Here is a 23,642-nt window from a genome sequence, read left to right on the forward strand (position 1 = left end):
GGTTGCGCCCTGGTTATGTTTGCGTCCCTCGCAACATGATTTTTTGCCGCCCTTGTGCGGGCCAGCAGCAATTAGGCGTCCCTTTTTGTCCTTGCGGCCTTCACAACATGATTTTTTCTTATGTTTAGAGGTCGAAGCAGAGTTCTTCTCGCCCGATTTCTTAGCGTTTGCCTCCGTCTCATGCGCCTTGCCTTTTTCTGTACCCTGAGATTTATCTGGAGCAGCTGATTTGGAATCTGTGCTCTGCTGTGACGCTGTGGCTGTGTGCCCGGCTGGACCGGAAGATGAGTCAGAAATTGAGCAGCCCGTCAGAGGCAGCACGGAAAGCAAGGCGATAGCTGCAGTTGAGGCTATCAGGCAGCGGTTAGTTTTCATGGGGATTGTCCTTTTGTAATGAGATTAGGTAGATGACAGACAAATTGAAACTGCGTCAATAGTCTCCACGTAGATTTCGAAAATGTCCGCCTTGCGAAATTAGCAGCTACAGAATTACCACAGTTATTGCCCCATTTCCAGATTAGAGGTTAAATAGGCGAAAATGTATGAGATTCGCAGGTGAATTAATAAGAAATATTTATCACTGCGTAAATATGGTAGTAGACACAATTATATCGGTTTGCAGGTAATTTCTTGAAATATATAAAAGATTTGGATCTCGGTGATTGGAAGGCGAGAGGACGCGTCGGAGCGTAGCTAAAGGCAGGCTTAATTTTTCGGAATGCGGCTGGTGCGAAGAGCGAAACTAGCTCTGGGATGTACGCCAAGATGTTCATAAGTTGAGATTGCGAAAGCTTGAGTCTGCGCGACAATCGTCACATAGGGGCTAGGGTTTCCGGCCAGACGGCAGCGCCGGATGGTTGGGGGAGGCTCGACAACGGGCGGGTGAGACAACCGAAAACGCGGCAAGGGGCCAAACAGAGTAGCTCAGGTGGGATTCGAACCCACAACATGCCGATTTTGAGTCGACCGCCTCTGCCAATTGGGCCACTGAGCCGTGGAAGAAAACTTCCTAGGAACATATTAGAGTATAAGGGTGAGTGAATCTAAATTGAAATCGGAATCTGGTAAGTCCAATGGCCGCCGCGTGCTGGTTGTTGAGGACGAGGCGCTCATTCGCCTAGATATTGTCGAGACACTGACTGACGCTGGCTACGAGGTTGTAGGCGAGGCGGCAGACGGTGAAGAGGCAGTTCAGAAGGCTTTTGAACTGGAACCTGACCTGTGCGTCATGGATGTAAAAATGCCCAAGATGGACGGCATTACGGCAGCAGAAAAGATAATGGCCGAACTTAGTTGTGCAGTGGTAATGCTCACAGCATTTTCGCAGACTGAGTTGGTTGAACGTGCGCGTGACGCTGGAGCTATGGCGTACGTTGTGAAGCCGTTCACCCCGGCTGAATTACTGCCCGCTGTCGAGATCGCATTCTCTAGGCACTCAGAGATGATGTCACTCGAAGAGGAAATCGCCGATATGAGTGAGCGTTTCGAGACTCGCAAGGCCGTGGATCGAGCTAAAGGTCTTCTGATGGACCGCATGGGCATGACTGAGCCTGAATCGTTCCGATGGATACAAAAGACCTCGATGGATAGGCGCCTGTCCATGCGCGAGGTTGCAGACGCGGTAATCGACCAGGTAGGCGAATAACTCAAAATGGGGTAGGCGGTGGCCTACCCCATTTTGTTAGTTAGGCTCAGGTATAAAGTGGCCCGTCATTCTGCCGCAGGCCGTTAAAGAGCCTTTTCCGTCGTAGACCCGCACTTGGTAAACGGCTTGGGAGCGTCCAATCCTAAGCGCCTCAGCTACTGCGCTTACTGTCTTCGTGCGAGCGGGTTTTAGATGCGAGACAGACAGCTCTGATCCCACCGCTACCATACCTTCCGGCGCTGCATAGGTTGCAGCCAAGGAGGCTGCTGTTTCGACGAGCACTGCGTTGGCTCCTCCGTGGAGGATGCCCATGGGCTGGGTGTTTCCAGCAACCTCCATTTGAATTTCGGCTCGCTCAGCAGAAAAACTTACGGCACGAATCCCCATCCGTTCCATCAAAGTTCCGCCCCAGTTGGGTTCGTCTAAATCGCTCATACCTAATAGGCTTTCATATGTGACCAAGCAACGCCTACTTCTTCTAGATGGACATTCAGTAGCATTTCGCGCCTTTTTTGCCTTGCCGGCCGAAAATTTCCAAACCGACACGGGACAATACACGAATGCGATATTCGGCTTCACCTCGATGCTGGTACGCATGCTCGAGGAAATCCAACCCGACTTTGTGGCCGTAGCCTTTGATGTTTCTCGCACGTCCTTTAGGACCCGCAAATATAAAGATTACAAAGCGGGGAGGGCAAAGACTCCCGAAGAGTTCAAGAACCAGATTCCCCTGATTAAGGAGGTTCTCGACGCGATTGGTGTCCGCTGGTTCGAAAAAGAAGATTACGAGGCCGATGACATTGTTGCTACTTTGGCCCGTATGGGCCGTGAAAACGGGCTGCAAGTACTCATATCCTCGGGTGACCGCGATGCCTTTCAGTTGATCACTGATTCGGTCACCGTGCTCTATCCAGGCAAGTCGATGTCGGACCTGCGACGCATGACTCCAGAGGCGGTCGAAGAAAAGTATGGTTTGCCGCCTCAGCGATACCCGCATCTGGCCGCGTTAGTTGGCGAAAGCGCCGACCATCTTCCCGGAGTTCCTGGAGTGGGGCCTAAGACAGCTGCCGGATGGATCAATAAGTACGATGGTCTAGAAGGAGTGCTGGCGAACGCCGACAAGATCGGTGGAAAGCGCGGCCAGGCCCTCCGCGAGCATGTCGAGGACGTGCGGCGAAATCGAGAACTCAACCAGCTCGTTGACGATTTGGATCTGCACATCGAACTATCTGAGCTGAAGCTGTCTCCAGCCAACACTGAGGAAATCGCGCGGCTGTTCGATTCTCTAGAGTTCAACCGTCTACGGCTACGTGTACTTGAGGCGATAAATGCGTCTGGGGGTAGCGCAGCTAGGGAGGCCGAAGTTGTCGCTCCTACGCAGATGCAAATCTCTACCCCCTCTGAGCTAAAGGGTGGGGTAGGGGCATGGCTTGCTGAGCTCAACGAGCGTGAACCTGTGGGCATCGCGGTGCGAGGAAGCATGCGTCCTGGCATGGGGGAGGCCGAAGAGATTAGTCTGTATCAAAGCGGGCGTGCTCTGTATTTAGAGCCAGTCGATTTGAACGAGGAAGATGCCCGTGCGCTTGCGCAGTGGTTGGAATCTCCAACTGCTCCTCTAGTCGCATCGGATGGAAAGGCGCTGGCGCACGCGCTGAAGGGCGCCGGGTTCGCCCTCGGCAGGCTTGCTTCAGACGTACAACTGGCCGCTTACCTGTGCAAACCTGATTCGCGTTCATATGAAACGTCGTTGCTCGTGGATCTGTATCTAAATCGCGAAGGGGCTGAGACTACTTCGGGGCAGGGAACTCTTCCACTACCCGGCCAGGGCGACACCTTGGCGAAGGTAGCGCGCGATATAGCTGATTTGCACCTTCCTTTGAAGGGTCAGCTTGAACAACGCAATGCACGCGAACTGATGGAGCAGATGGAGTTGCCGGTACAGCGCCTTTTGGCGCAGATGGAAGATGCTGGCATTGCAGTAGACAAGGGGGAACTGTCAACTCAGTACGAATCGCTTTCTGCTGAAGTCGAGCAGTTGGCGAACGACGCCTACACAGCTATAGGCCATGAAGTAAACCTGTCTTCCCCGAAGCAGCTTCAGGTGGTCTTATTCGACGAATTAAAAATGCCAAAGACTCGCAAGACTAAGACTGGCTACACAACAAATGCTGAGGCGTTGGCTGAGCTTTTCGCCAAAACTCAGCATCCGTTCCTAGAGGCGCTGCTTGCCCACCGCGATCGCATCAAACTCAGGCAAACCGTTGAAGGGCTCCGTAAAGCTATTCAAGATGACGGGCGGATTCACACTACGTTCCAACAGACAGTCGCGGCTACTGGCCGCCTTTCCTCAACGGATCCGAATCTGCAAAATGTGCCTGCCCGCACTCAGATGGGCATGGCAATCAGGGGCGCGTTCGTGCCAGGGGAAGAATATGACAGCCTATTAACGGCCGACTACTCGCAGATTGAGATGAGACTTATGGCTCATATGTCGGGCGACGAGGCGCTCTTGGAAGCGTTCGCAGAAGGGGAGGACATCCACGCTACGATGGCCGCGATGGTATTCGGAGTTAGCCAAGACGCGGTTACTCATTCGCAACGCTCTCAGGTGAAGGCTACTTCCTATGGGCTTGCTTACGGGCTTTCTGCATATGGGCTTTCGAGGCAACTTGGCATCCCTGTTCCTGAGGCAACGAAGTTGCGTGATCGCTATTTTGAGCGCTTTGGGGGTATTCACGATTACCTGGAATCGCTCGTGCGGGCCGCGCGCAAGGATGGGTACACTCAGACGATTATGGGCAGGCGGCGGTATCTGCCGGACCTGACTTCTTCTAATAGGCAACGCCGTGAAATGGCGGAGCGGGCGGCACTAAACGCCCCTATTCAGGGTTCCGCAGCAGACATCATAAAACTTGCAATGTTGAAGGTACACACTGCACTCGCAGCGGAAAAACTTTGTTCGCGCGTCTTATTGCAAGTTCACGACGAATTAGTAGTTGAAGTGGCAGCCGGTGAGGGCGACACAGTAGCTGAGCTGATTCGCCAGGCTATGGCTGATCCGATCAAACTTGACGTGGCCCTTGAGGTGTCTGAGGGAAGAGGAAAAAACTGGCGAGACGCAGCTCACTAGCGCGCGAGATTGACGGTGGTGCGGTAAAACATGTTACCCTGTCAAATGGTGTGTTTTCGCACCATGTCCATATTGTCAATCTGTCCATTTCGGAGTCTATAAACCATATGACTACCCCTAGCAAGCCGCAGATCGAACAGGTCGCGGTAAACGACATCGGGTCTGAAGAAGACCTACTCGCCGCTATCGACGAGACGATCAAGTACTTCAATGATGGCGATATTGTTGAAGGTACTGTTGTAAAGGTCGACCGAGACGAGGTCCTCCTCGACATCGGTTACAAGACTGAAGGCGTGATCCTTTCGCGCGAACTATCAATCAAGCATGACGTTGATCCCGATGACGTCGTTGCTGTGGGGGACCAGATTGAGGCCCTTGTTCTTCAGAAAGAAGACAAGGAAGGGCGCCTGCTTCTGTCCAAGAAGCGTGCACAGTACGAGCGTGCCTGGGGCTCCATCGAAAAGGTCAAGCAGGAAGATGGCGTGGTTACTGGCACCGTCATCGAAGTGGTCAAGGGCGGCTTGATCGTCGACATCGGTCTGCGTGGCTTCCTACCTGCTTCCTTGGTTGAAATGCGTCGTGTTCGCGATCTGCAGCCCTACGTGGGGCGCGAGATCGAGGCCAAGATCATTGAGCTAGACAAGAACCGCAACAACGTGGTGCTCTCGCGCCGCGCTTGGCTCGAGCAAACTCAGTCCGAGGTTCGTTCCTCGTTCCTGCAGACTCTGCAGAAGGGGCAGATTCGCAGCGGTGTGGTCTCCTCGATCGTCAACTTCGGTGCGTTCGTGGATCTTGGCGGCGTTGACGGCCTCGTCCACGTTTCCGAACTATCTTGGAAGCACATCGACCACCCGTCCGAAGTTGTCGAAGTTGGTCAGCAGGTCACCGTCGAGGTGCTAGACGTCGACATGGATCGCGAGCGCGTTTCCCTGTCCCTCAAGGCAACCCAGGAAGATCCGTGGCAGGCATTCGCTCGCACGCACGCGATCGGCCAGGTTGTTCCGGGCAAGGTTACCAAGCTGGTTCCGTTCGGTGCGTTCGTTCGTGTCGAGGACGGTATTGAGGGGCTTGTCCACATTTCGGAGCTTGCTGTGCGCCACGTCGACTTGCCCGATCAGGTTGTCAAGGTTGGCGAAGAGATCTTCGTCAAGGTTATCGATATCGATCTGGATCGTCGTCGTATTTCCCTGTCGCTCAAGCAGGCGAACGAGGGCGTCGACCCCAACTCTGAAGATTTCGATCCGTCGCTTTATGGCATGGCTGCCGAGTACGACGAGGAAGGCAACTACAAGTATCCCGAGGGCTTCGATCCCGAGACCAACGAGTGGCTTGAAGGTTACGAGGCTCAGCGTGAAGCTTGGGAAAACGAGTACGCTGCTGCCCAGTCCCGTTGGGAGGCCCACAAGGCACAGGTTGCCAGGGCCATCGAGGCCGATCGTGAGGCTGCCGCAGAGGCTCCGATCGAAGAGACCGCTTCCTATTCGTCCAATGCTGACGATGCGGAGCCGGCGCAGTCTGGTGGCACCTTAGCCTCCGACGAGGCGCTTGCAGCTCTCCGCGAGAAGCTGACCAATAACTAGTCATTAGTTGAAATGGCCCCGAACTTTGGTTCGGGGCCATTTTTGTACCATTACCTGAGACGATACGAATTCAATATTGAGAAGTATCTTCGGCAATAAAGGAGTTGCTGAATAAGGTTCGAAAACGGCAGAATTATGCAAAAAATATGCCGTTTTGCCGATCTCTGGACAGGGCTAGAGGAAGTTCCCTAAACGTCCTCCAGGTGATCTGTAGGTAATGCTCCTATCTTTCACTGTGTAAACTTATCGAAAAGTTATAGGCACATAAAGGTCAATACTTTTTAAAGCTGACTCGAATAGAGTTGGCTAGCCCCATATCTGATAGGACTGGACATGACCAGAACATCTGCTTTTAGGCCGGTGCAAGTAGTTGCGGGCGGCATCGCCGCAGTATCTATCTCACTGACTGGCTTAGGGGTTGCAGCCCCCGCCGTTGCTGCTGACCAGCCGATAGTCGCTGCTGCTCAAAAGGCCGAGATAGTGATGAACTATGCGGTCAATCTCGTTTCCGGAGCTAGTGCAGCCCAATTCGAGGCTGCTGCTAGCCTAGCCGGTAAACACGGTAAAGTACTCGCCAAATATCCCCAGATCGACACGTTCTTTGTGCAGTCCGCTGCAAAGGACTTTTCTGAACAATATGCGAAGGAAATTAGTGCCAAAGGAATTGGGCTGCACTCCGTTGGTCCGACCAGAACTAAGCCTGTAGAGGGCAAAGAACTCCTTGTGCATGCTTCAAGTGCAGATAGGAGCAACAGGTCGGCCTATTATTCAGCTGGAGTTGAAAACCAGCTGAATAAAGAACGAAATTTAGGGAGCGATCCCGACACGGCAAAAGCGTGGGGAATTGCTGCAACGGGGGCCGATGAGGCCGCCAAAGTTGACGTAAAGCTTGCTCCAGTTACCGTAGGTGTGATCGACTCTGGCGTAGAAGGCAACCACGAGGACCTAAAGGGGCAGATTGACCCCAGCAAGTCCGTTGGATGCGATGTTAATGGCATTGCTGACAATTCCTACGCCGCTTGGCAGCCTGACGACACCGAGGGCTCCGATCACGGTACGCACGTTGCTGGCACTATCGCAGCGGCCACTAACGGTATTGGTGTAGAAGGAGTTGCCCCGAAAGCCCGGTTGGCTGCGGTTAAAGCTGGTAATCGAGACGGCTATTTTTATCCGGAATACGTAGCTTGCGGCTTCATGTGGGCAGCCAAGCAGGGTTTCGATGTAACTAACAACTCGTACTACGTAGATCCCTGGGAATACTGGATGCCCACGGAGGGCAACCAGGCTGCTGGTCTCGAGGCTGTACGCCGTGCCGTTGAATTCGCTTCTTCTCAAGGCGTACTCAACATTTCTGCGGCGGGCAATTCCGACCAGGACCTAGACAATGTGAGCACGGATAGCTCGAGCCCTAATGACAACGGCGACGAAAATATCATTGAAAACCGGCCCGTGGCTGGGGGCGTTGACATTCCCACAATGCTTCCTGGCGTGGTAAGGGTATCCGCAGTCGGACTGGCACCGGAACCAGGCAGGCAGCGTGTAGATCTAAAGCAGGTGGATCCCAAAACCGACAAATTGAGGAGAGCCGATTTTTCTAACTATGGAAGAAAATGGGTAGATATTGCTGCTCCCGGCGTAGACATTTACTCTTCGGTCTCGTTGAAAGCCTCGGGCGGTAAAAAGTACGACGTATTTTCGGGAACTTCGATGGCCTCGCCTCACGTGGCCGGGGTGGCAGCTTTATTGCGCGCAGTCAACCCGCAACTCACTCCTGCTGAAACGACTGCTCTCTTAGAAAAGCATGCCGCGAAGCAGTTCTCGCGGCTAGAAACTCCTGCCGAGGAGCTGGCTCGCGTAAAGGCTCGCAAGCCTGGTGCTGCGACTCTCCTACAGGTTGGCCAAGAGCCGAAAGAAAAGGAGTACCGAGGCCACGGGTTCGTCAATGCGTTAGCGGCAGTGCTGGAAGACCAGCCTACTCCTACAGTAAAAGAAATCGAGTATTCCACCGATGGGAAAACTTGGGTTCCACTTGCTGGGGCGAAGATTCAGGGGGACTTTAAAGTTCGCGCACATGTAACTGGTCCCGCAACGAAGATCACAATTGGGATAGCCGGCGACAAACAGTCCACCAGTGCCGACAAAGATGGTTCTTTCGAGGGAAACTACTGGATTGACTCGGGAACCTATTCGGCTGACAGGCTGGGTCTAAAAGGGGCACGAAACGCCAAGATTCAGGTTGAGGCTTTTGGTCGGAACAACGACAAGCGCGCCGGGGACGACGTGTCCACTGAGGTTGACTTTGCCTTATTGCCGCCGGCGGAGGGGAAGCATACCGAAAAACCCGCGGGTACTTCGACACAAGTACACCCTGAGAGAAAACTGCAGACAACTCTGCGGGCACCTAACAAAAAGCAGCTAGTCTCTAAGGAACTAGGGGCAACTGGTTCTAGTGCTGAGCTGATAGGGTTCGTTTCCGCCGTAATATTATTGGTTGGTGCAAGCATATATGCAACCCGCAAGAGGCAAACAAAATAGGTAGGTGTATTTCCGGCCTACCGTTGCACCTACTAATTTGGCAATTTTTGCTAGCGGAACTAATTGTTTCGACGCTTTTGCCAATTACGCAATCAATCTATAGCAGAACCCGTGCGCTTTTGCTCGAAATAACTAAATAGTTTTATTATCACTTTTCATAGAGATTCAAGAGGAAAATATGGGTAAAAATACCGCGTCTAGATCGCTCAGTGTACTGGGCGGATCGATGGTGGCAATAAGTTTGTCCTTTGCCGCCTTAGCTCTCCCAACTTCGGCAGTAGCGGCCGAAAACCCCTCCATAGCTGCAGCTCAAAAAGCCGATATAGTCATGAACTATGCGGTAAATCTGGGCGAGCAAGCCAGTGCAGACCAATTTGCACAGGCAGTCTCCCTAGCTGGCGAAGAGGGAAAAGTTCTAAGCAAGTACCCTAATTTGAATACCTTCTTTGTGCAATCACCAAGAAAGGATTTTGCGAACGAACTGGGAGCAAAAATTCTTGGGAAAAATATCCCCCTGCATTCTCTCGGCCCTACCCGCACTAAGAATGTTAGGGACAACGAAAACCTTTTCGGTAAAATCGCTTCTGCGCGTTCTGCTCAAAGCTACAGAGGCGCTACCGAAAGTCAGTTTGGTGCCGAAAGTAATTTCGAGTCAGATCCGGATACTCCCAAGACTTGGGGAATACTTGCCCTAGGGGCAGATCAGGCTGCAAATGTCGACGTAAAACTTGCTCCGGTAACTGTTGGCGTTTTGGACTCGGGCATCGATGGAAGCCACCCAGATCTGAAGGATCAAATCGATCAGACAAAATCGGTAGGATGTGATGTCAACGGCATCCCCCATACCGGCTATAAGGACTGGCAGCCTACACATGCCCACGGTACCCACGTTGCTGGTACCATCGCCGCTGCACTGAACAACCAAGCCATACAGGGCGTTGCTCCGAAGGCAAGGCTTGCGGCTGTGCGAGTTGTAAACGAGGGCGATAACTCTATTTATCCCGAATACGCAACCTGCGGTTTCATGTGGGCTGCAGAGAAGGGATTTGAGGTTACTAACAACTCGTACTTTGTAGATCCCTGGCAGTTCTGGGTTCCAGGTGAAACCAACCAGGCTGCTGGTCTGGAGGCTGTAACCCGGGCAGTAAAGTACTCGCAGAAAGCCGGCGTCTTGAATGTTGTGGCAGCTGGCAACTCGAACCAAGATCTAGACAATCTGAAAGTTGATTCAGAAAGCCCCAACGATTCAACCTCCCCAATCCAGGATCGTAACGTCGAAACTGGCATTGAGATTCCGGCAATGGTTCCTGGCACGGTCCGAGTCTCTGCCGTAGGCCTACCAAAGACCGGCAAGCAAGTAGATCCACGGACCAGCCCACTGCAACGTGCCTACTTCTCTAACTACGGAGCTACCACGATTGACGTGGCCGCACCGGGGGTGGGTATCTACTCGACAATGCCAGGGGGAGGATACGGAAAGATGTCCGGTACCTCTATGGCAAGCCCGCATGCTGCCGGAGTTGCTGCGTTGCTACGAGCTGTCCATCCCAACCTTCCCCCTGACCAAATTCGCGAACTATTGAAAAAGCAAGCAGAAAAGGGCTTCAAGCGCCTTGAAACTCCTGAGGCCGAATTGGCTAGGGTTGAAAAACAAAATTCTGGTGCTGCTCCCTTGCTTACTGCAGGAAGCAAACCCACTGCGAGTGAATATCGGGGAAGTGGGTTTGTAAATGCTCTTAGTGCAGTTCTCGAAGATCAGCAAAGCCCGACCATAGGTGAAGCTAGCTACTCGACCGATGACGGGAAGACTTGGGAGCCCTTGCGCGGGGCGAAAATCAATTCGGATTTCAAGTTGCGCGTGCACGTTAGCGGTCCGGCCACAGCGGTTGTCGGCACAATTGGTGCAGACAAGAAAGTGCTCTCCGGACAGTATGACGGGTCCTTCGACGGCGACTATTTCGTAACATCCGGCGTGCTGAAAGTTGCAGATCTTCAAGGGCACCAGTCGCTGAAGGTACAGGCATTTGGACGCAACAATGACGCACGTGCGAAGGATGATTCGAATGACGGAATTTCCTTCGAAGTCGTTGTCAAGGCTGTCTCCGCTCCAGATCTGAACCAGAATCCCAAGCCTTCGGCTACGCAGGAACAGAGCCCCAAGCCTTCGACTACGCAGAAACAGAACCCTGTGCAAAAGAAGGTGACGACGAGCCGAACTACTAAGAATGAGGGGTCTGTCGCTGGAAATCTGGCGGCTACTGGTTCTAGTGCAGGCGAATACCTGGTATTAGGACTACTGGTAGTTGGCATTGGTGGAACCTTGCTAGCTAAAAGACAAAACTAGCGCAGTTAGAAAACTCTTCTAACCTGTGGTTGTGCCCCGGTTTTGCCGGGGCACAACCGATTTAACTGCCCGAACTGCTCTAGGAAATTGAATGGCTACAGTAGATTTCTCTTAGTTCCCCATTGCCTGAAACGTGCAGTTCCTCTTCAATTGCGAAGACAGCGCATAAGAGACCGTGGTAGTTTCGACTCTGGCCTTAGTTGGCTTTGGCTCGCTGCCGGAGTCTAAAACTATCTGGAAAGCAGGAACAATGCGCCTTGTTGCGTTCGACTTAGATGACACGTTAGCCCCCTCCAAATCTCCACTTCCCGATTTCATGGCTGCAGCGCTCACCGAGCTACTTGACCGGGTCGAAGTAGCTGTTATCTCGGGAGGACGATTTGAACAATTTCAAAAACAAGTGCTGTCTCGGCTGTCCACGAATCTAGAAAAACTGCACATACTGCCTACCTGTGGTACTAGGTATTACCGCTATGAAGGTGAGTGGAGAATGCTATATGCCAACGATCTTTCTACCGACCAGAGGCAAAGAGTATTTGTAGCAATTGAAAAACAGGCAAAAAAACTCGGTCTTTGGGAGGAAAAAACTTGGGGCAAGAAGATAGAGGACCGCGGTTCTCAAGTGACTTTTTCTGCCTTAGGGCAGCTAGCCCCTATAGAGGCTAAGCGAGCGTGGGACCCGAGTGGGCAGAAAAAAGCAAGATTGGCAGCTGCACTCGCTCCGGAACTGCCGGATTTGGAAGTACGCTCGGGTGGGTCCACCAGCGTCGACATCACTCTAAAGGGGGTTGACAAGGCCTACGGAATGAATCGGCTAGTACAAATGAGTGGGATCGGCAAAGAACAGATGGTATTTGTTGGCGATCGTCTAGACGAGGGCGGCAACGACTATCCGGTGGTATCGACCGGCATACCCTGCGTATCTGTGGCGAGTCCTGAGGAAACTGCAAAATGGATTAGTGAGTTTATTTCATCCTTCGACGCAGAGCCCACATACTGACAGCCGATGCTGCAGCGACGTTTAGCGAGTCAACTCCGTGCCCCATCGGAATACGGCACACAGTATCAGCATTTTCGATGGCCTTGCAGGTTAGACCCGTTCCTTCTGTGCCGAGTAGGATGGCCAATTTAGAATTTGGGTCTTGCACTAACTGCGAATGTTCAAGCTCGTCCAGGGGCACGGATTCATTGCTCAAAGCCATTGCTATTACGTGAAACCCGGCCTCCTTAACTTCTGCAGGGTCAGGCCAGGCCTGCCATCTGGTCCAGGGCACCTGAAAGACCGTTCCCATAGAAACTCGAACGCTACGACGGTAATAGGGGTCGGCACACGAGGGGGTAACTAAAATTGCATCTACGTTTAGAGCTGCTGCCGACCGAAACGCAGCACCTACATTGGTGTGATCTACGAGGTTTTCTAGTATTGCTATTCGGTGTGCGCCTGAGATCGTTTCCGAGACCGTCTTTAAGCTCGGGCGCCACATGGCTGCCAGGGCTCCCCGGTGGAGCCGAAAACCTGTGAGCTTGGAGGAGGTCTCTTCATCGGCTATAAAGACTGGCACGTTACCCCCATCTGCAAAACCAGTCGCTTCCTCAATAAGAGGGGTCATTGAATCTAGCCATTTTTCGGCCATTAGGAAAGAACGAGGACGGTGTCCGGTCTCGATCGCCCGAGCAATAACATTTTTGGATTCGGCCATAAATAGACCGCGCTCAGGTTCAACTTTGGAGCGCAAAGCCACGTCGGTCATGTTGGTGTAGTCGTTCAGGCGGGGGTCAGCTAGGTTCTCAACCGGAATAAACACCATACAATTCTGCCACTTATCCACAATTCCACCTATTTCGACTTTCCACATGTGTCCTCGACGGCAGTGGTACTAGGGCCTTTCGGGTGCGAGCCTTTAAAGGCGCTTACTGGAAAGGCACACATGACAGCAAAAATTGCGAATGAAGAACCTCGGCTCTATGGCGAGCGGGGGTGGACCCAGGGGAGGGTAAAGGAGCTTATTGTTGGCCGCACTCGCACGCGCCCATTTTGCATCGGTAGCGACGATTATCTGCCTTTTTTCGATATGGAGGCTGACACCGCGTACGAATTAGCGCTGGAAGTTCCAAAATCACAGTTTGAAGATAGACAGAACTATTCGCCGACTTTTTTGCAAATGGTAACGGCGGCACAAGCGCACCCGGAACAGGTGCGCTTGGACGGGTACATGATAGGGCCGGCTCGATCCGATGAGCGCGTGACTATAGAAGCTCTAACGTGGATTCTTTCTCCGAACGATCCTCCGGTTCGGCCACACGAATCACCGTGGGAATGGTTGAAGGAGGAATTGTTCGGGGACCAGCAGATTACTACCCCCGACGAGATCGCTCCCGTTTGTGCGCATAACGGGTTGGGGGGATGGTGGCTTTGGTGGGACTAGTTTAAGCTGGGAGAGTGCTTTACGAACTTCTCTACGACACGGTCTTGAAAAGGACCGATCCTGAAAAAATTCACGATCTTTCTGTGATTGCGCTGGGGGTGATTGGTTCCATTGGCCCTGGCAGGGCAGCTCTGTCTATTTTGGGGCGTGGAATTTCGGGTGGGGGCAAAAGTTTTTTGCCTCGCCCAATTCCGGGCCGGCTCGGGCTGGCTGCTGGAATGGATAAGGATGCCCAGGCGATTGAGGGGATGTGTGCACTCGGCTTCGGATTTGTCGAAATTGGGACTATTACGCCTAAGGCACAACCCGGAAACGAGGGTCCTAGGCTCTGGAGAGTCCTAGAGTCTAGGGCCATCAGGAACAGGATGGGGTTCAATAACGCTGGGGCAAAAGAAGCGGCGAAAAGGCTAAGGAAACTGCGCAGTAAACCATCTGGACGGGCGTGCATTGTGGGGGCCAATATCGGCAAAAATAAGTGGACTCCACTCGAGGACGCCCCAGAGGACTATCGCTACTGCGCCCGCGAATTGGCCCCATACGCCGATTTTTTGGTGGTAAATGTGTCGTCCCCAAATACTCCGGGCTTGCGCAGCCTGCAGGCGGTAGATTCGTTGCGTCCTATCTTGACGGCGGCTCGCGAGGGCGCTCACCAGAGCGACCAGCGAGAGTTGCCGATATTTGTGAAGATTGCGCCGGACCTAGCCGATCAAGACATAGTGGAGGTGGCTCAGCTGGTGCGCGAGCTTTCGTTGGCTGGGGTAGTTGCCACTAATACCACTATCAACCACTCGCTTGGCGAAGGCGGTCTGTCCGGGCCACCTCTAAAGGAACGTGCTCTCGAGGTCGTGCGTCTGCTCAGAAGCGAGCTTCCTAGCGATTTCACCATCATTGGTTGCGGCGGGATTTCTTCGGTTGCAGATGCCGAGCAAATGCTTGCTGCAGGAGCGGATTTTCTTGAGGGCTTCACTGCACTCATATACGGAGGTCCCGCATGGCCGGGGCGCCTTAATAGGGCTCTTAGTAGGTAGTGGTTGCAGGCGCAGTAGTATTCCCCAGGTGTTTCTGGGGAATACTACTTAGCGTATGTCTTCACCGCGTTTGATTCCTGGTTTCGGCTGTCGCCAGGGGCGCAGCTGCATCATGCGGGAGGCAACGTACATACCTTGCCCTGGCGGGATTTGCCGCCCCGGGAAGAGCTCGGCAAGTTTTGTTTTTATTTGCCTGTTAGTAATGAACATTTCCAGCATGCAGGTAAAGAAAATTGCATAGATGATACCCAGGGGGATGAAGGCTAGTTTTCCCCCGCGTGGCAAAAAGAACGTCGATATAAACGCTACGAACATGATAGGTACCAAGAACTCCGACAAACTCCAGCGCGAATCGATAAGGTCGCGGGTAGCTCGACGCAACGGCCCGCGATCCTTTTCTGGGAGGTAGCGTTCGGGAGCCTTGCCATCCATAGCCAGGCGCTGCTTGGTTATGGCCTCATTGCGCTTTTTCTTGCGCTCTGCCTTTTCCTCTTTGGTCAGCTTCCGCTTCCCAACTACTAGGGGACGTCCATTGCGCTTCTCGGCGTCGCGGCGCTTGGGCGTGGGCTTCGATTTCTGCCTCGCCTCAGATTTGCCGGCTGGCTCCGATTTGGATTCATTGTCAATATTTCGCTCACTCACATACTGAAGACTATAGGAGGAAGGCTTAGAACCAAAAAGCCTTCCGCGCTAAGCTTGTGCCATGATCAAGACAACTACCGCACGCGAGCGTGTCGACAACATATTTCCTGAGTTGGTCGAAACATTAAAGAAAATTATTTCCATTCCTTCAGTAAGTTCAGATCTGCAGAAGCAAAATAAGGTCTTAGAAAGTGCAAACTTTGTGAAGGACCAGCTAGAGAAGGCTGGGCTTGAGGCTGAAATTTGTTATGCCAACTACGACGATGGCACGCAGGGGCGCCCGGCCGTGCTGGCACACAAGCAGGTTGACGAAAAGGCTCCCACGGTTTTGCTTTATGCCCATCACGACGTTCAGCCTGTAGGCGAGGTAGACCGCTGGTCGACCGATCCATTCACGCCGGTACAAAAAGGCGATCGTCTGTATGGGCGAGGAGCAGCTGACGATGGGGCTGGCATCATCGCCCATATTGGTGCTTTGCGCGCCTTGGGCGATGATCTGCCTGTGAACGTCACTGTATATGTTGAGGGCGAAGAAGAAATTGGGTCTGGTTCGTTCCGGAATTTCCTTGAAAAGTACAAAGATAGGCTGCGCGCCGATCGCATTATTGTGGCTGACTCCGGAAACTGGAAGGTGGGTGTGCCTGCGGTAACTTCTACGCTACGCGGGGTTATTCAGTCAGATGTCACCGTGTCCGTGGCTAAACATGCCTCTCATTCCGGGCAATTTGGCGGGCCGATATTGGACGCCGTAACTCTGGCTTCCCTATTGATTTCTTCCCTGTTTGACAAGAACGGAGACGTCGCAGTTGAAGGTTTAGGGGGCTCGAACAAGGCTGACGTGGTCTACGAAGAGGATGATTTTAGGTCCGATGCCGGACTGCTGGAGGGCGTAAAGCTTGCAGGTACCGGTGATTTGGCTGCCCGCCTTTGGACGAAACCAGCAATTTCTATTATTGGTTGGGATGTTCGTCCGCTCGAGACTGCCTCAAACACCTTGGCTCCCACCACAACCTTCCGCATTTCTATGCGAACGGTTCCGGGCGTGCCTTCTGAAGAAGCTAATCGGGCCCTCGAAAAGCATTTGCGCGAACACGCTCCATTCGGTGCTCATATTGAGATCACCCGAAACGAGATGGGGCCGTCTTATAAGGCTGGCCAAACCCAAGCGATAAAAGATTTGCACTGGGCACTCGACGAGGCCTGGCAAACCGATTCTGTAAACATTGGGCAGGGTGGATCGATTCCGTTTATCGCGGATTTCGCTACAGTATTTCCAGAGGCAGACGTGCTTGTAACTGGGGTTGAAGACCCTGAATCTCACGCCCACTCCGAGGACGAATCAGTACACCTTGGCGATCTACACAATGCCGTGTTGGCAGAGGCTCTGTTACTAGCCAAAACAGGCAAGTGAAAATAGCTCTTTTTTGCGCTGATTATGAAGGCGACCCGTCTGCAGGATTTACCAGGCGGGTCGCCTCGGGCTGGCAAGAGTTCGCAAAAACGGATCGGTTTGATTTTTTTGTTGGCGGTCCTAGCGGCGGTCTACTACGCGAAGGTCTTCTCCAGCAGGGCTGGATGGATGGCGGCGAGCTGGTTGCCACAAATTTTCTGGATAGAGAAGTTGGAGCTCCCTGCTTGGTTAAAAGCGGCGAGCTGTTCGTAGATGCTTCTGCGATTACCGATCCGGATGGACAGGCCCCAGAAGGGGCGATTTGCGAGGGGCAGGGCTCTAAAGGACTAGGCAGCATCTTGGCACAGGCCCTCGCTAGCCAACACGAAACGATCTACGTGGCACTCGGAGGTGCCTGTGCGGTCGATTTGGGACAGGCTGCATTCGCGGAGCTAGCTGCATCTGGCATTGATAGCTTCTCGAAGCGGGTGGTTGTATTGGTGGAAGAGCAACGTCCGCTGCTGGGGCTTTCGGGGACTGCAACTGACTACCGCGGAAGCAGCCGCGAAGAGGCCGCCGCTTTGCAAAAGCACTTGCTTGAAGGAAGTGCCTTCCTTAGGTCGCTCGAAGCCGAGCGGGAGAGGGCGAAACTCATCTCGACTGTAGGTACTTGTGCCGGGTCAGGCTCTGGCGGCGGAGCAGGCGAAGTATTTCGTTTGCTAGGAGCAGAGCTAAGAGCTGCTTCCTCGTGGATTATGGAGCGGGCAGGCGCGAGTACGGGGTTAGCTGAGGCTGATTTGGCAGTGGTTTTTGACGGTAAGATTCATTCGCAGACTATGCGTGATTCTCTGTCGGCTTGGGTAGGTGAGAAGGCTACCGAGAACGCTATTGCTACGGTGCTAGCACCCCGGGAGTGCTCGCTGTCAAGGGCAGAGGTCGCCCATTTTGGCATTAACGCAATATTCTTTCATCCGGAACTTTCCCCGGAGCAAATTGGCCTACGCTTAGCGCGTACCTGGTCACATATGTAGCGACATTCTTGGCGTGAGGCCGTAGGGTAATGGGGTAAGAATGCACAAGTCGAACGTGGAGGATCACATGAGCCAGAGCACAACTGAGGCTCCCACTCACGAAGTAACATTGACTGACGCTGCCGCCCAGAAAGTACGCTCTCTCTTGGAGCAGGAGGGCCGGGATGATCTGAGGCTGCGCGTTGCAGTACAGCCCGGAGGGTGCTCGGGCCTTATCTATCAGCTCTTTTTTGACGAGCGTCTGCTAGATGGGGACGCTGTTGCGGACTTTGGGGGAGTAGAGGTAGTAGTCGACAAGATGTCAGTACCATACCTTGCGGGCGCGACTATCGACTTTGCCGACACGATTGAGCGGCAGGGCTTCACAATTGACAATCCGAATGCAGGGAACTCTTGTGCCTGCGGGCAGTCCTTCCACTAACCACTAAAAGACTAGGAAATATGCGCTACAAAACCCTCGCCGGCACTAGCCGGCTGCTGGCGATCCTCGCCATTTTTTCGATTATTGTTTTTGCTCTGAGCGCGTGCTCCTCGCAGAGCAGTTCGCAGTCCGAGAAGGGCTTTCCCGCCGTTAGCGGCAAAGAGGGACAAAAGCCCACTATTGCGAAGGGCGTAGGGACGGCCCCCAAGGAGCTGAAGACCCGAGTGCTGAAGAAGGGGAGCGGCCACAAAGTTGGCGCAAAAGATACAGTCTTGGCCTCCTACAGCGGGCAATTGTGGAACGGCAAGGTTTTCGACTCCACTTGGGAAAATAACCGTGGTCCGGCGGCGTTCGGGCTAAATCAGGTAATCCCTGGCTGGAAAGAGGGATTAGCAGGCAAACACGTCGGCGACCGCGTACAGCTGGTTATCCCCCCGGACAAGGGGTATGGGGCAAAAGAGAATGGTCCTATTCCTGCCAATTCAACACTGGTGTTCGTAGTAGACATCAAGGATTCGGCGAATATGGCCGATACCTCAATTTTGAACAAGGCGAAGGCCACTGGGGCATCTTTGCCGGAGGGCCTCTCAGTTGCTGGAAAACCCGGTGCCAAGCCCGAGCTGAAGATCGAAAAGAACTTTGCTGCTCCCTCCGAGTTCAAGGCCATAGTTTTGAGCGAAGGTACTGGCGAGCCTGTGCAAGCTGACGACATAGTCGGCTACCACATCACTGCCCAGTTGGTGAGCTCTGATGGGCCAAAGGACTCTCCACAATCCTCCTGGGATATGGGCGGCGTACAAACTACTCCGCAGTCGATAGGCTCAAACGGCGAAGTAATGAAGCTGTTTCTTGGGCAAAAGGTAGGCTCTAGGGTACTTTTGCTGATGCCTGCCTCTAAAGGGGCGAGCGGTAACCCGATTGATGCGAGGGTCGTGATATTAGATATCACCGGTAAGTTAGCAACCAAGTAGCGTTAAATAGTTTTGGGAGGCACCTAGGTGCCTCCCAAAACTATTTAACGAACTGCCTTCAGGCGATCACTAGCCCACCGAAGTTCTGCTTGGCCGACTCGAATCGTTTCGCAACGTTCTGCCAGTTGACTATGTTCCAGAAAGCTTTCACATAGTCTCCCTTGACATTTTGATAATCGAGGTAGAAGGCGTGTTCCCACATGTCTAGCATCAATAGCGGCACTGTAGCTACAGGCACATTGCCCTGCTGATCGTAGAGCTGGAAGGTGACTAAGCGCTGGCCGATAGTGTCGAATGCTAGCACTGCCCAGCCAGACCCTTGGATGCCGGTGGCAGCAGCAGTGAACTGTGCCTTGAATTTGTCAAAGGAACCAAAAAATTCCTTAATTGCATCTGCCAGCTCACCCTCGGGCTGATCTCCGCCATCTGGGCTTAGGTTGGTCCAGAAGATGGAGTGGTTGGTGTGTCCACCTAAGTTGAATGCCAGATCCTTTTCGAACTGGTTAATTGCTGCCAGATCGCCTGCCTCACGGGCTTCTGCAAGCTTTTCTAGGGCGGAGTTTGCGCCTTTTACGTAAGTGGCGTGGTGCTTGTCGTGGTGTAGTTCCATGATCTTGCCTGAAATATGCGGCTCTAAGGCAGCGTAGTCATAGGGAAGATCCGGCAATGTGTATTCGGCCATTCTTGCCTCCTTAGTGTTTAGTGAAGTACCGGAATGTACCGGTGGGTCAAAAGACCCTTGTGTTAAACCTTAGTCGTGATCAGCACTTTTCGCCTGAGCAGAGGAACAAACTCAGACAGGTGAGCGTTCCCTGGACATTTTTGACTATCATGTTGCTTACGGGCGTCTGCCTGTAAACGTTGTATTCGAGAGGAAGAAAATGGCTAGCGAACAGAACCCGGTAGAGCTGTTGGTTTACTCCGACGACAAGGAAACCCGCGAAACCATCATCCGGGCCGTTGGAAATAGACCAGGTAAAGGGCTACCAGAGGTTCGATGGCATGAGGTAGCTACTCCCGCTGCAGCGCTAGAGGCAGTCGAAGAAAAAGTGTTCCCCTTGGCGGTGCTGGACGGAGAGGCCGCAAAGAGCTCGGGATTGGTCGTTGCTAGAACGATTGCAGATACTATTTCACAGGATCATATTCCGGCCTTTGTCTTTACGATTGCCCGCCCCCAGGATCAATGGCTGGCGAACTTTTCTAAAGCAGCGGCATGCGTGCCATTTCCAATTGATCCTAAACAGATGCAAGAAGCAATAGCAGAAGTACTGAGACAGAAACAATGAACGTTAACAAATGGCCAGAAATTCTGGCAACTACGGTTGCAGGGAAAGATCTAACTTACGAACAGTCCAGCTGGGTTATGGACCAGGTGATGACCGGTGAAGCCGGGGATGCTAGGTTAGCTGGATTCTTGACCTCGCTAGCAGCCAAAGGGGCAACTGTCGACGAAATTCGTGGCCTGGCCGACTCAATGCAGTCCCATGCGGTTTCCTTAGACGTGCCCACCGATGTGCTGGATATTGTGGGTACGGGCGGAGACGGTGCCCATACGGTAAATATTTCTACGATGGCCTCCTTGATCATTGCGGCCGCCGGCGTTCCCGTTGTAAAACATGGAAACCGGGCGTCTACGTCCTCTTGCGGCGCAGCAGATGTAATCGAGGAGTTGGGAGTCAACCTAAACCTTCAACCCGCTAAAGTGGCCGAGGTTTTCCACAAGATCGGGATTACCTTCTGTTTTGCAAATCTATTCCATCCATCCATGCGCTTCGCAGCACCGGTACGAAAGGTCCTCGGCATCCCCACGGCGTTTAACGTTCTGGGCCCGTTGACCAACCCGGCTGCACCGGAAGCTTGTGCAGTGGGCGTGGCTAGCGAAAAGAATGCCCCACTAGTTGCCGGCGTGTTTGTGGCCCGTGGCATGCGCGGTTTGGTGTTTCGTGGAATCCACAGGGGGCTCGACGAGCTTTCTGCAATCGAGCCAAATCAGATCTGGGACATTCGCGATGGCGAGGTTACCTACCACGAGGTAGACGCCACCCAACTGGGATTGCCGAAAGCAACGTTAGAGGACCTGCGCGGGGGAGACCCAAGGCACAATGCGCAGGTATTCAGGCGCATCATCGACGGGGAGACAGGGCCCATCCACGATGCCGTACTGCTCAACGCGGCTGGGGGGATCGTGGCATACGGCAAACATCCCGAGCTCAGCGACGGAAATCTCCTCACCCGGTTGGAGCATGGTCTGCAGATAGCGAAAGATACGTTGCAGTCGGGCAGGCCAGCCGAGTTACTGCAAAGCTGGATCGAACTTACGAAGTAGCCAGTTTGAGCTTGTTGTAGAGATCCAGATATCTGCCGACCCCGTCCACATGCCATGCGGCGGGGTCGGTTTGTGTACCCTGCCAAACAATGATTCTTGTGGGTGCACTAAGTAACCATTTGGAATTCGCTATGAGCTCCTCCCTAGAAAACGCTCTACAGCTTGGCACATCCGGCCAGCATTCTTCGAGTGTTTCGATGGTAGGAAGAGGACTGGCTGCGGGGGCGCTCTGTGCAGTTGCAACTACCATTCCGTAGCTCAACCCAAGTATTTCCCAACCTCCCTTTGGTAGCTTTCGAGCCGCAATAATTTTTGGGCAAACGCGCACTGGGCGAGTCCATAAATCGGCGAAAGCCCCATCCAGAAGTGCTTTCAAATGGTCGCGCTCCAGAGCCGCAGCCTCAAACTCCTCGGCTGCAGAAAGATCACCTATTGTTTCTAAACTCGCCTCTACCAAACTAGCGAGATGGCCATTTAGTAGCTCCTTAGCATCAGCACAGGCAATTTCATCGGCCTCGGTAAAGCCATGGCAGGGTGCACTGCAACCGCCCGTCTGGGCAAGATAACAGTCCTTGTGATAAGGCGTATCTACCTTCCGCAGCGGCAAGGCACACTGCCTTATGCGGGAAGCTCGACAGATGGCTAAGGCACTCGCACTAGCGCGTTTTTTAGACGAAAATGGGCCGAGCCGAACTCCCTTGGGCACTCGCGTAACTTTGAGGCGTGGAACGGCCTCTTGCGTAAGTTCTACCCACCAATGACGTTTTTGGTTCCTGGAAGCTCTGTTGTATGGCGGTTTATAGCGATCTATTTCCTCCAGTTCTAGTATTCGTGCCTGGTGCTCAGAAACGGTTGGGGTGTAGGTGAGTGAAGCCGCGATATCTAGCATCTCGCGTATTCGGCCTCGCCCTTCTGAAGCAGTGAAGTAACTGCGGGTGCGAGCTCTCAGGTTTTTCGAGGAGCCAATGTACAGCACGTCGCCGTTTTGGGCGCGAAAGTAGTAGACTCCTGCCCTAGCTGGAATGTCCTTGGTAAGTCTTACTTTGCGCCTGCGTTTTAGTGGAATCGGAGCCGAAAAAGTGGCTATATCTTCTAGGTGAGTAAGACCCGCAGGGGCCGCCTTTTCGAGTAATCCGTACAGGACGTCAACGGTAGCACGAGCGTCGGTTAGAGCTCTATGATCCGGGGGAGCAGCTTTAGAAAACAGCCCGGCTAGCGTCGAGAGTTTGTGGTTTTTTACCTGAGGGCGAGGCAGCAGCATGCGGGCCAGAGCAAGAGTGTCCAAAACTAGCGGGTTTGGCCAAGCGTATCCCAACTGGGCTGCTGCCCTCTTTAGAAACCCGACGTCGAAAGAAGCATTGTGGGCAACCAACACCGTGGAGCTAGAAAGTCCGGCAAACTCCAGAAACGCCCCAAATGCTTCTGCCAGTCTTGGTGCACGCGCCACTGCGGCATTAGTAATGCCCGTCAGAGCCGTAATTTTGGGCGGAATGAACTGGGCAGGATTTACCAGCGTGGAAAATTCGCCCTCGACTGCTCCTGAGAGTACTTTCACGGCCCCTATTTCCGTGATGGCGGCACCGGCTCCCATTCCGGTGGTCTCGAGGTCCACAACAACAAATGTAGCCTCACTTAGGGGAGTGCCCATCTGCGCGAAAGAGCTCTGTACGCATTGTGTTCCATCCAGCGAATCTAGCTGACGAACTCTAGCTAGCTTCGCAGCCAAACTACTTGCCATTGCGCTCAGAACGCAGCCCAATTGTGAGCGGAATGGGGGTAGCTAAGGCGATAACTATAAGTGCTCCCCCTAGAAGAGGGGGCATGGTGCGGCCTATAAAAAAGTAAACGCAACTTGTGATAATAACCACAGCCCACATGCAGATAAAAGCCACCATAGGCCACGAAGGCATCAGTTTCCCAGATGGCCTTTCGGGAACAAAATTCTGCTCGGCCAGTGAGTAGTCGCGCGGCCCTCGGCCGGCCATTGCACCTGGAGAAGGTGTTGCTTTGTCCATGCGCACCCCCATCCCGGCGGCACTGGACATGTCGACGTCTCCAACAATGTCGGCAAACCTACGATCTATTTCGCTTTTTGACATATCTTCCGGCTCGCCGCGCCCCGAGTTCTGCTTTCCCGTCATACGATGAAGACTAGCGCCTTGCACCCACAGGT

At 53.3% G+C, this 23,642-nt stretch carries 21 protein-coding genes and 1 tRNA gene; 14 read left to right on the forward strand and 8 right to left on the reverse strand.

The window, feature by feature from the left end; genetic code table 11:
• On the reverse strand, nucleotides 1–375 hold a 375-nt coding region (locus G437_RS10555; RefSeq protein WP_034490325.1), incomplete at its 3' end, for a hypothetical protein.
• A 545-nt stretch (nucleotides 376–920) separates the two neighbouring features.
• Nucleotides 921–994, reverse strand: a tRNA-Leu gene (locus tag G437_RS0105705).
• Nucleotides 995–1,033: 39 nt separating this feature from the next.
• Between G437_RS0105705 and G437_RS0105710 the strand changes: the two genes are divergently transcribed.
• Nucleotides 1,034–1,645 carry an ANTAR domain-containing response regulator gene (locus G437_RS0105710; RefSeq protein WP_231782375.1) on the forward strand — a complete coding sequence of 204 codons (612 nt, stop codon included), beginning with the start codon at nucleotides 1,034–1,036 and terminating at the stop codon, nucleotides 1,643–1,645.
• Nucleotides 1,646–1,681: 36 nt separating this feature from the next.
• On the opposite strand, the gene G437_RS0105715 is transcribed toward G437_RS0105710, so the two are convergent.
• Entirely contained in the window at nucleotides 1,682–2,080 is a 399-nt protein-coding gene (locus G437_RS0105715; protein ID WP_024331615.1) for a PaaI family thioesterase, read from the reverse strand.
• 19 nt (nucleotides 2,081–2,099) lie between these two features.
• Between G437_RS0105715 and polA the strand changes: the two genes are divergently transcribed.
• The 5 genes from polA to G437_RS0105740 all read left to right on the forward strand — a co-directional run bounded on the left by polA (nucleotide 2,100) and on the right by G437_RS0105740 (nucleotide 12,234).
• A complete protein-coding gene (gene polA / locus G437_RS0105720; protein ID WP_024331616.1) occupies nucleotides 2,100–4,775 on the forward strand; it encodes a DNA polymerase I in 2,676 nt (891 codons plus the stop codon).
• Nucleotides 4,776–4,882: 107 nt separating this feature from the next.
• The gene (gene rpsA, locus G437_RS0105725) at nucleotides 4,883–6,355 is read left to right on the forward strand and encodes a 30S ribosomal protein S1 (RefSeq protein ID WP_024331617.1); all 1,473 of its coding nucleotides are present in this window, start codon (nucleotides 4,883–4,885) and stop codon (nucleotides 6,353–6,355) included.
• 333 nt (nucleotides 6,356–6,688) lie between these two features.
• Nucleotides 6,689–8,890 carry a S8 family peptidase gene (locus G437_RS0105730; protein ID WP_024331618.1) on the forward strand — a complete coding sequence of 734 codons (2,202 nt, stop codon included), beginning with the start codon at nucleotides 6,689–6,691 and terminating at the stop codon, nucleotides 8,888–8,890.
• A gap of 178 nt (nucleotides 8,891–9,068) precedes the next feature.
• On the forward strand, nucleotides 9,069–11,234 hold the full coding sequence (locus G437_RS0105735) for a S8 family peptidase (RefSeq protein ID WP_024331619.1): 2,166 nt from the start codon (nucleotides 9,069–9,071) through the stop codon (nucleotides 11,232–11,234).
• A gap of 250 nt (nucleotides 11,235–11,484) precedes the next feature.
• Nucleotides 11,485–12,234, forward strand: a complete 750-nt coding sequence (locus tag G437_RS0105740; protein WP_024331620.1) for an HAD-IIB family hydrolase — start codon at nucleotides 11,485–11,487, stop codon at nucleotides 12,232–12,234.
• On the opposite strand, the gene G437_RS0105745 is transcribed toward G437_RS0105740, so the two are convergent.
• On the reverse strand, nucleotides 12,200–13,042 hold the full coding sequence (locus G437_RS0105745) for a TrmH family RNA methyltransferase (RefSeq protein ID WP_029769350.1): 843 nt from the start codon (nucleotides 13,040–13,042) through the stop codon (nucleotides 12,200–12,202). The genes G437_RS0105740 and G437_RS0105745 overlap by 35 nt on opposite strands.
• Nucleotides 13,043–13,162: 120 nt before the next feature.
• Between G437_RS0105745 and G437_RS0105750 the strand changes: the two genes are divergently transcribed.
• Both G437_RS0105750 and G437_RS0105755 read left to right on the forward strand, forming a co-directional pair.
• The gene (locus tag G437_RS0105750) at nucleotides 13,163–13,660 is read left to right on the forward strand and encodes a hypothetical protein (protein ID WP_024331622.1); all 498 of its coding nucleotides are present in this window, start codon (nucleotides 13,163–13,165) and stop codon (nucleotides 13,658–13,660) included.
• Nucleotides 13,661–13,674: 14 nt separating this feature from the next.
• A complete protein-coding gene (locus tag G437_RS0105755) occupies nucleotides 13,675–14,688 on the forward strand; it encodes a quinone-dependent dihydroorotate dehydrogenase (protein ID WP_024331623.1) in 1,014 nt (337 codons plus the stop codon).
• A 48-nt stretch (nucleotides 14,689–14,736) separates the two neighbouring features.
• Here G437_RS0105755 and G437_RS0105760 read toward each other — a convergent pair whose 3' ends face one another.
• Entirely contained in the window at nucleotides 14,737–15,330 is a 594-nt protein-coding gene (locus tag G437_RS0105760) for a DUF3043 domain-containing protein (RefSeq protein ID WP_024331624.1), read from the reverse strand.
• A 61-nt stretch (nucleotides 15,331–15,391) separates the two neighbouring features.
• On the opposite strand from G437_RS0105760, the gene G437_RS0105765 reads away from it, so the two are divergent.
• From G437_RS0105765 to G437_RS0105780, 4 genes are all read left to right on the forward strand, one after another.
• Nucleotides 15,392–16,741, forward strand: a complete 1,350-nt coding sequence (locus G437_RS0105765; protein WP_024331625.1) for a M20/M25/M40 family metallo-hydrolase — start codon at nucleotides 15,392–15,394, stop codon at nucleotides 16,739–16,741.
• Entirely contained in the window at nucleotides 16,738–17,751 is a 1,014-nt protein-coding gene (locus tag G437_RS0105770; RefSeq protein WP_024331626.1) for a glycerate kinase, read from the forward strand. Before G437_RS0105765 ends, G437_RS0105770 begins: the two co-directional genes overlap by 4 nt.
• A 67-nt stretch (nucleotides 17,752–17,818) precedes the next feature.
• Nucleotides 17,819–18,172, forward strand: coding sequence for an iron-sulfur cluster insertion protein ErpA (erpA, locus tag G437_RS0105775; RefSeq protein ID WP_024331627.1), 354 nt, complete (start codon nucleotides 17,819–17,821; stop codon nucleotides 18,170–18,172).
• A gap of 20 nt (nucleotides 18,173–18,192) precedes the next feature.
• A complete protein-coding gene (locus G437_RS0105780) occupies nucleotides 18,193–19,143 on the forward strand; it encodes an FKBP-type peptidyl-prolyl cis-trans isomerase (protein WP_024331628.1) in 951 nt (316 codons plus the stop codon).
• Between the two features lie 58 nt (nucleotides 19,144–19,201).
• Here the strand turns inward: G437_RS0105780 and G437_RS0105785 are convergent, their stop codons facing one another.
• Complete coding sequence (locus G437_RS0105785) at nucleotides 19,202–19,825, reverse strand: superoxide dismutase (RefSeq protein ID WP_024331629.1); 624 nt, start codon at nucleotides 19,823–19,825, stop codon at nucleotides 19,202–19,204.
• A gap of 199 nt (nucleotides 19,826–20,024) precedes the next feature.
• Here G437_RS0105785 and G437_RS0105790 point away from each other — a divergent pair, with 199 nt between their 5' ends.
• Both G437_RS0105790 and trpD read left to right on the forward strand, forming a co-directional pair.
• Nucleotides 20,025–20,429, forward strand: a complete 405-nt coding sequence (locus G437_RS0105790; protein ID WP_024331630.1) for a response regulator — start codon at nucleotides 20,025–20,027, stop codon at nucleotides 20,427–20,429.
• A complete protein-coding gene (trpD, locus tag G437_RS0105795; protein WP_024331631.1) occupies nucleotides 20,426–21,469 on the forward strand; it encodes an anthranilate phosphoribosyltransferase in 1,044 nt (347 codons plus the stop codon). Before G437_RS0105790 ends, trpD begins: the two co-directional genes overlap by 4 nt.
• On the opposite strand, the gene G437_RS10560 is transcribed toward trpD, so the two are convergent.
• Nucleotides 21,459–23,207, reverse strand: coding sequence for a DEDD exonuclease domain-containing protein (locus G437_RS10560; RefSeq protein WP_081638917.1), 1,749 nt, complete (start codon nucleotides 23,205–23,207; stop codon nucleotides 21,459–21,461). The genes trpD and G437_RS10560 overlap by 11 nt on opposite strands.
• Nucleotides 23,197–23,610, reverse strand: a complete 414-nt coding sequence (locus tag G437_RS0105805; protein ID WP_024331633.1) for a hypothetical protein — start codon at nucleotides 23,608–23,610, stop codon at nucleotides 23,197–23,199. The genes G437_RS10560 and G437_RS0105805 overlap by 11 nt, the downstream gene beginning before the upstream one ends.
• Nucleotides 23,611–23,642 lie beyond the last annotated feature (32 nt).

Origin of the sequence: Winkia neuii subsp. neuii DSM 8576 (assembly GCF_000420405.1) — a bacterium.
GTDB lineage: Bacteria > Actinomycetota > Actinomycetes > Actinomycetales > Actinomycetaceae > Winkia > Winkia neuii.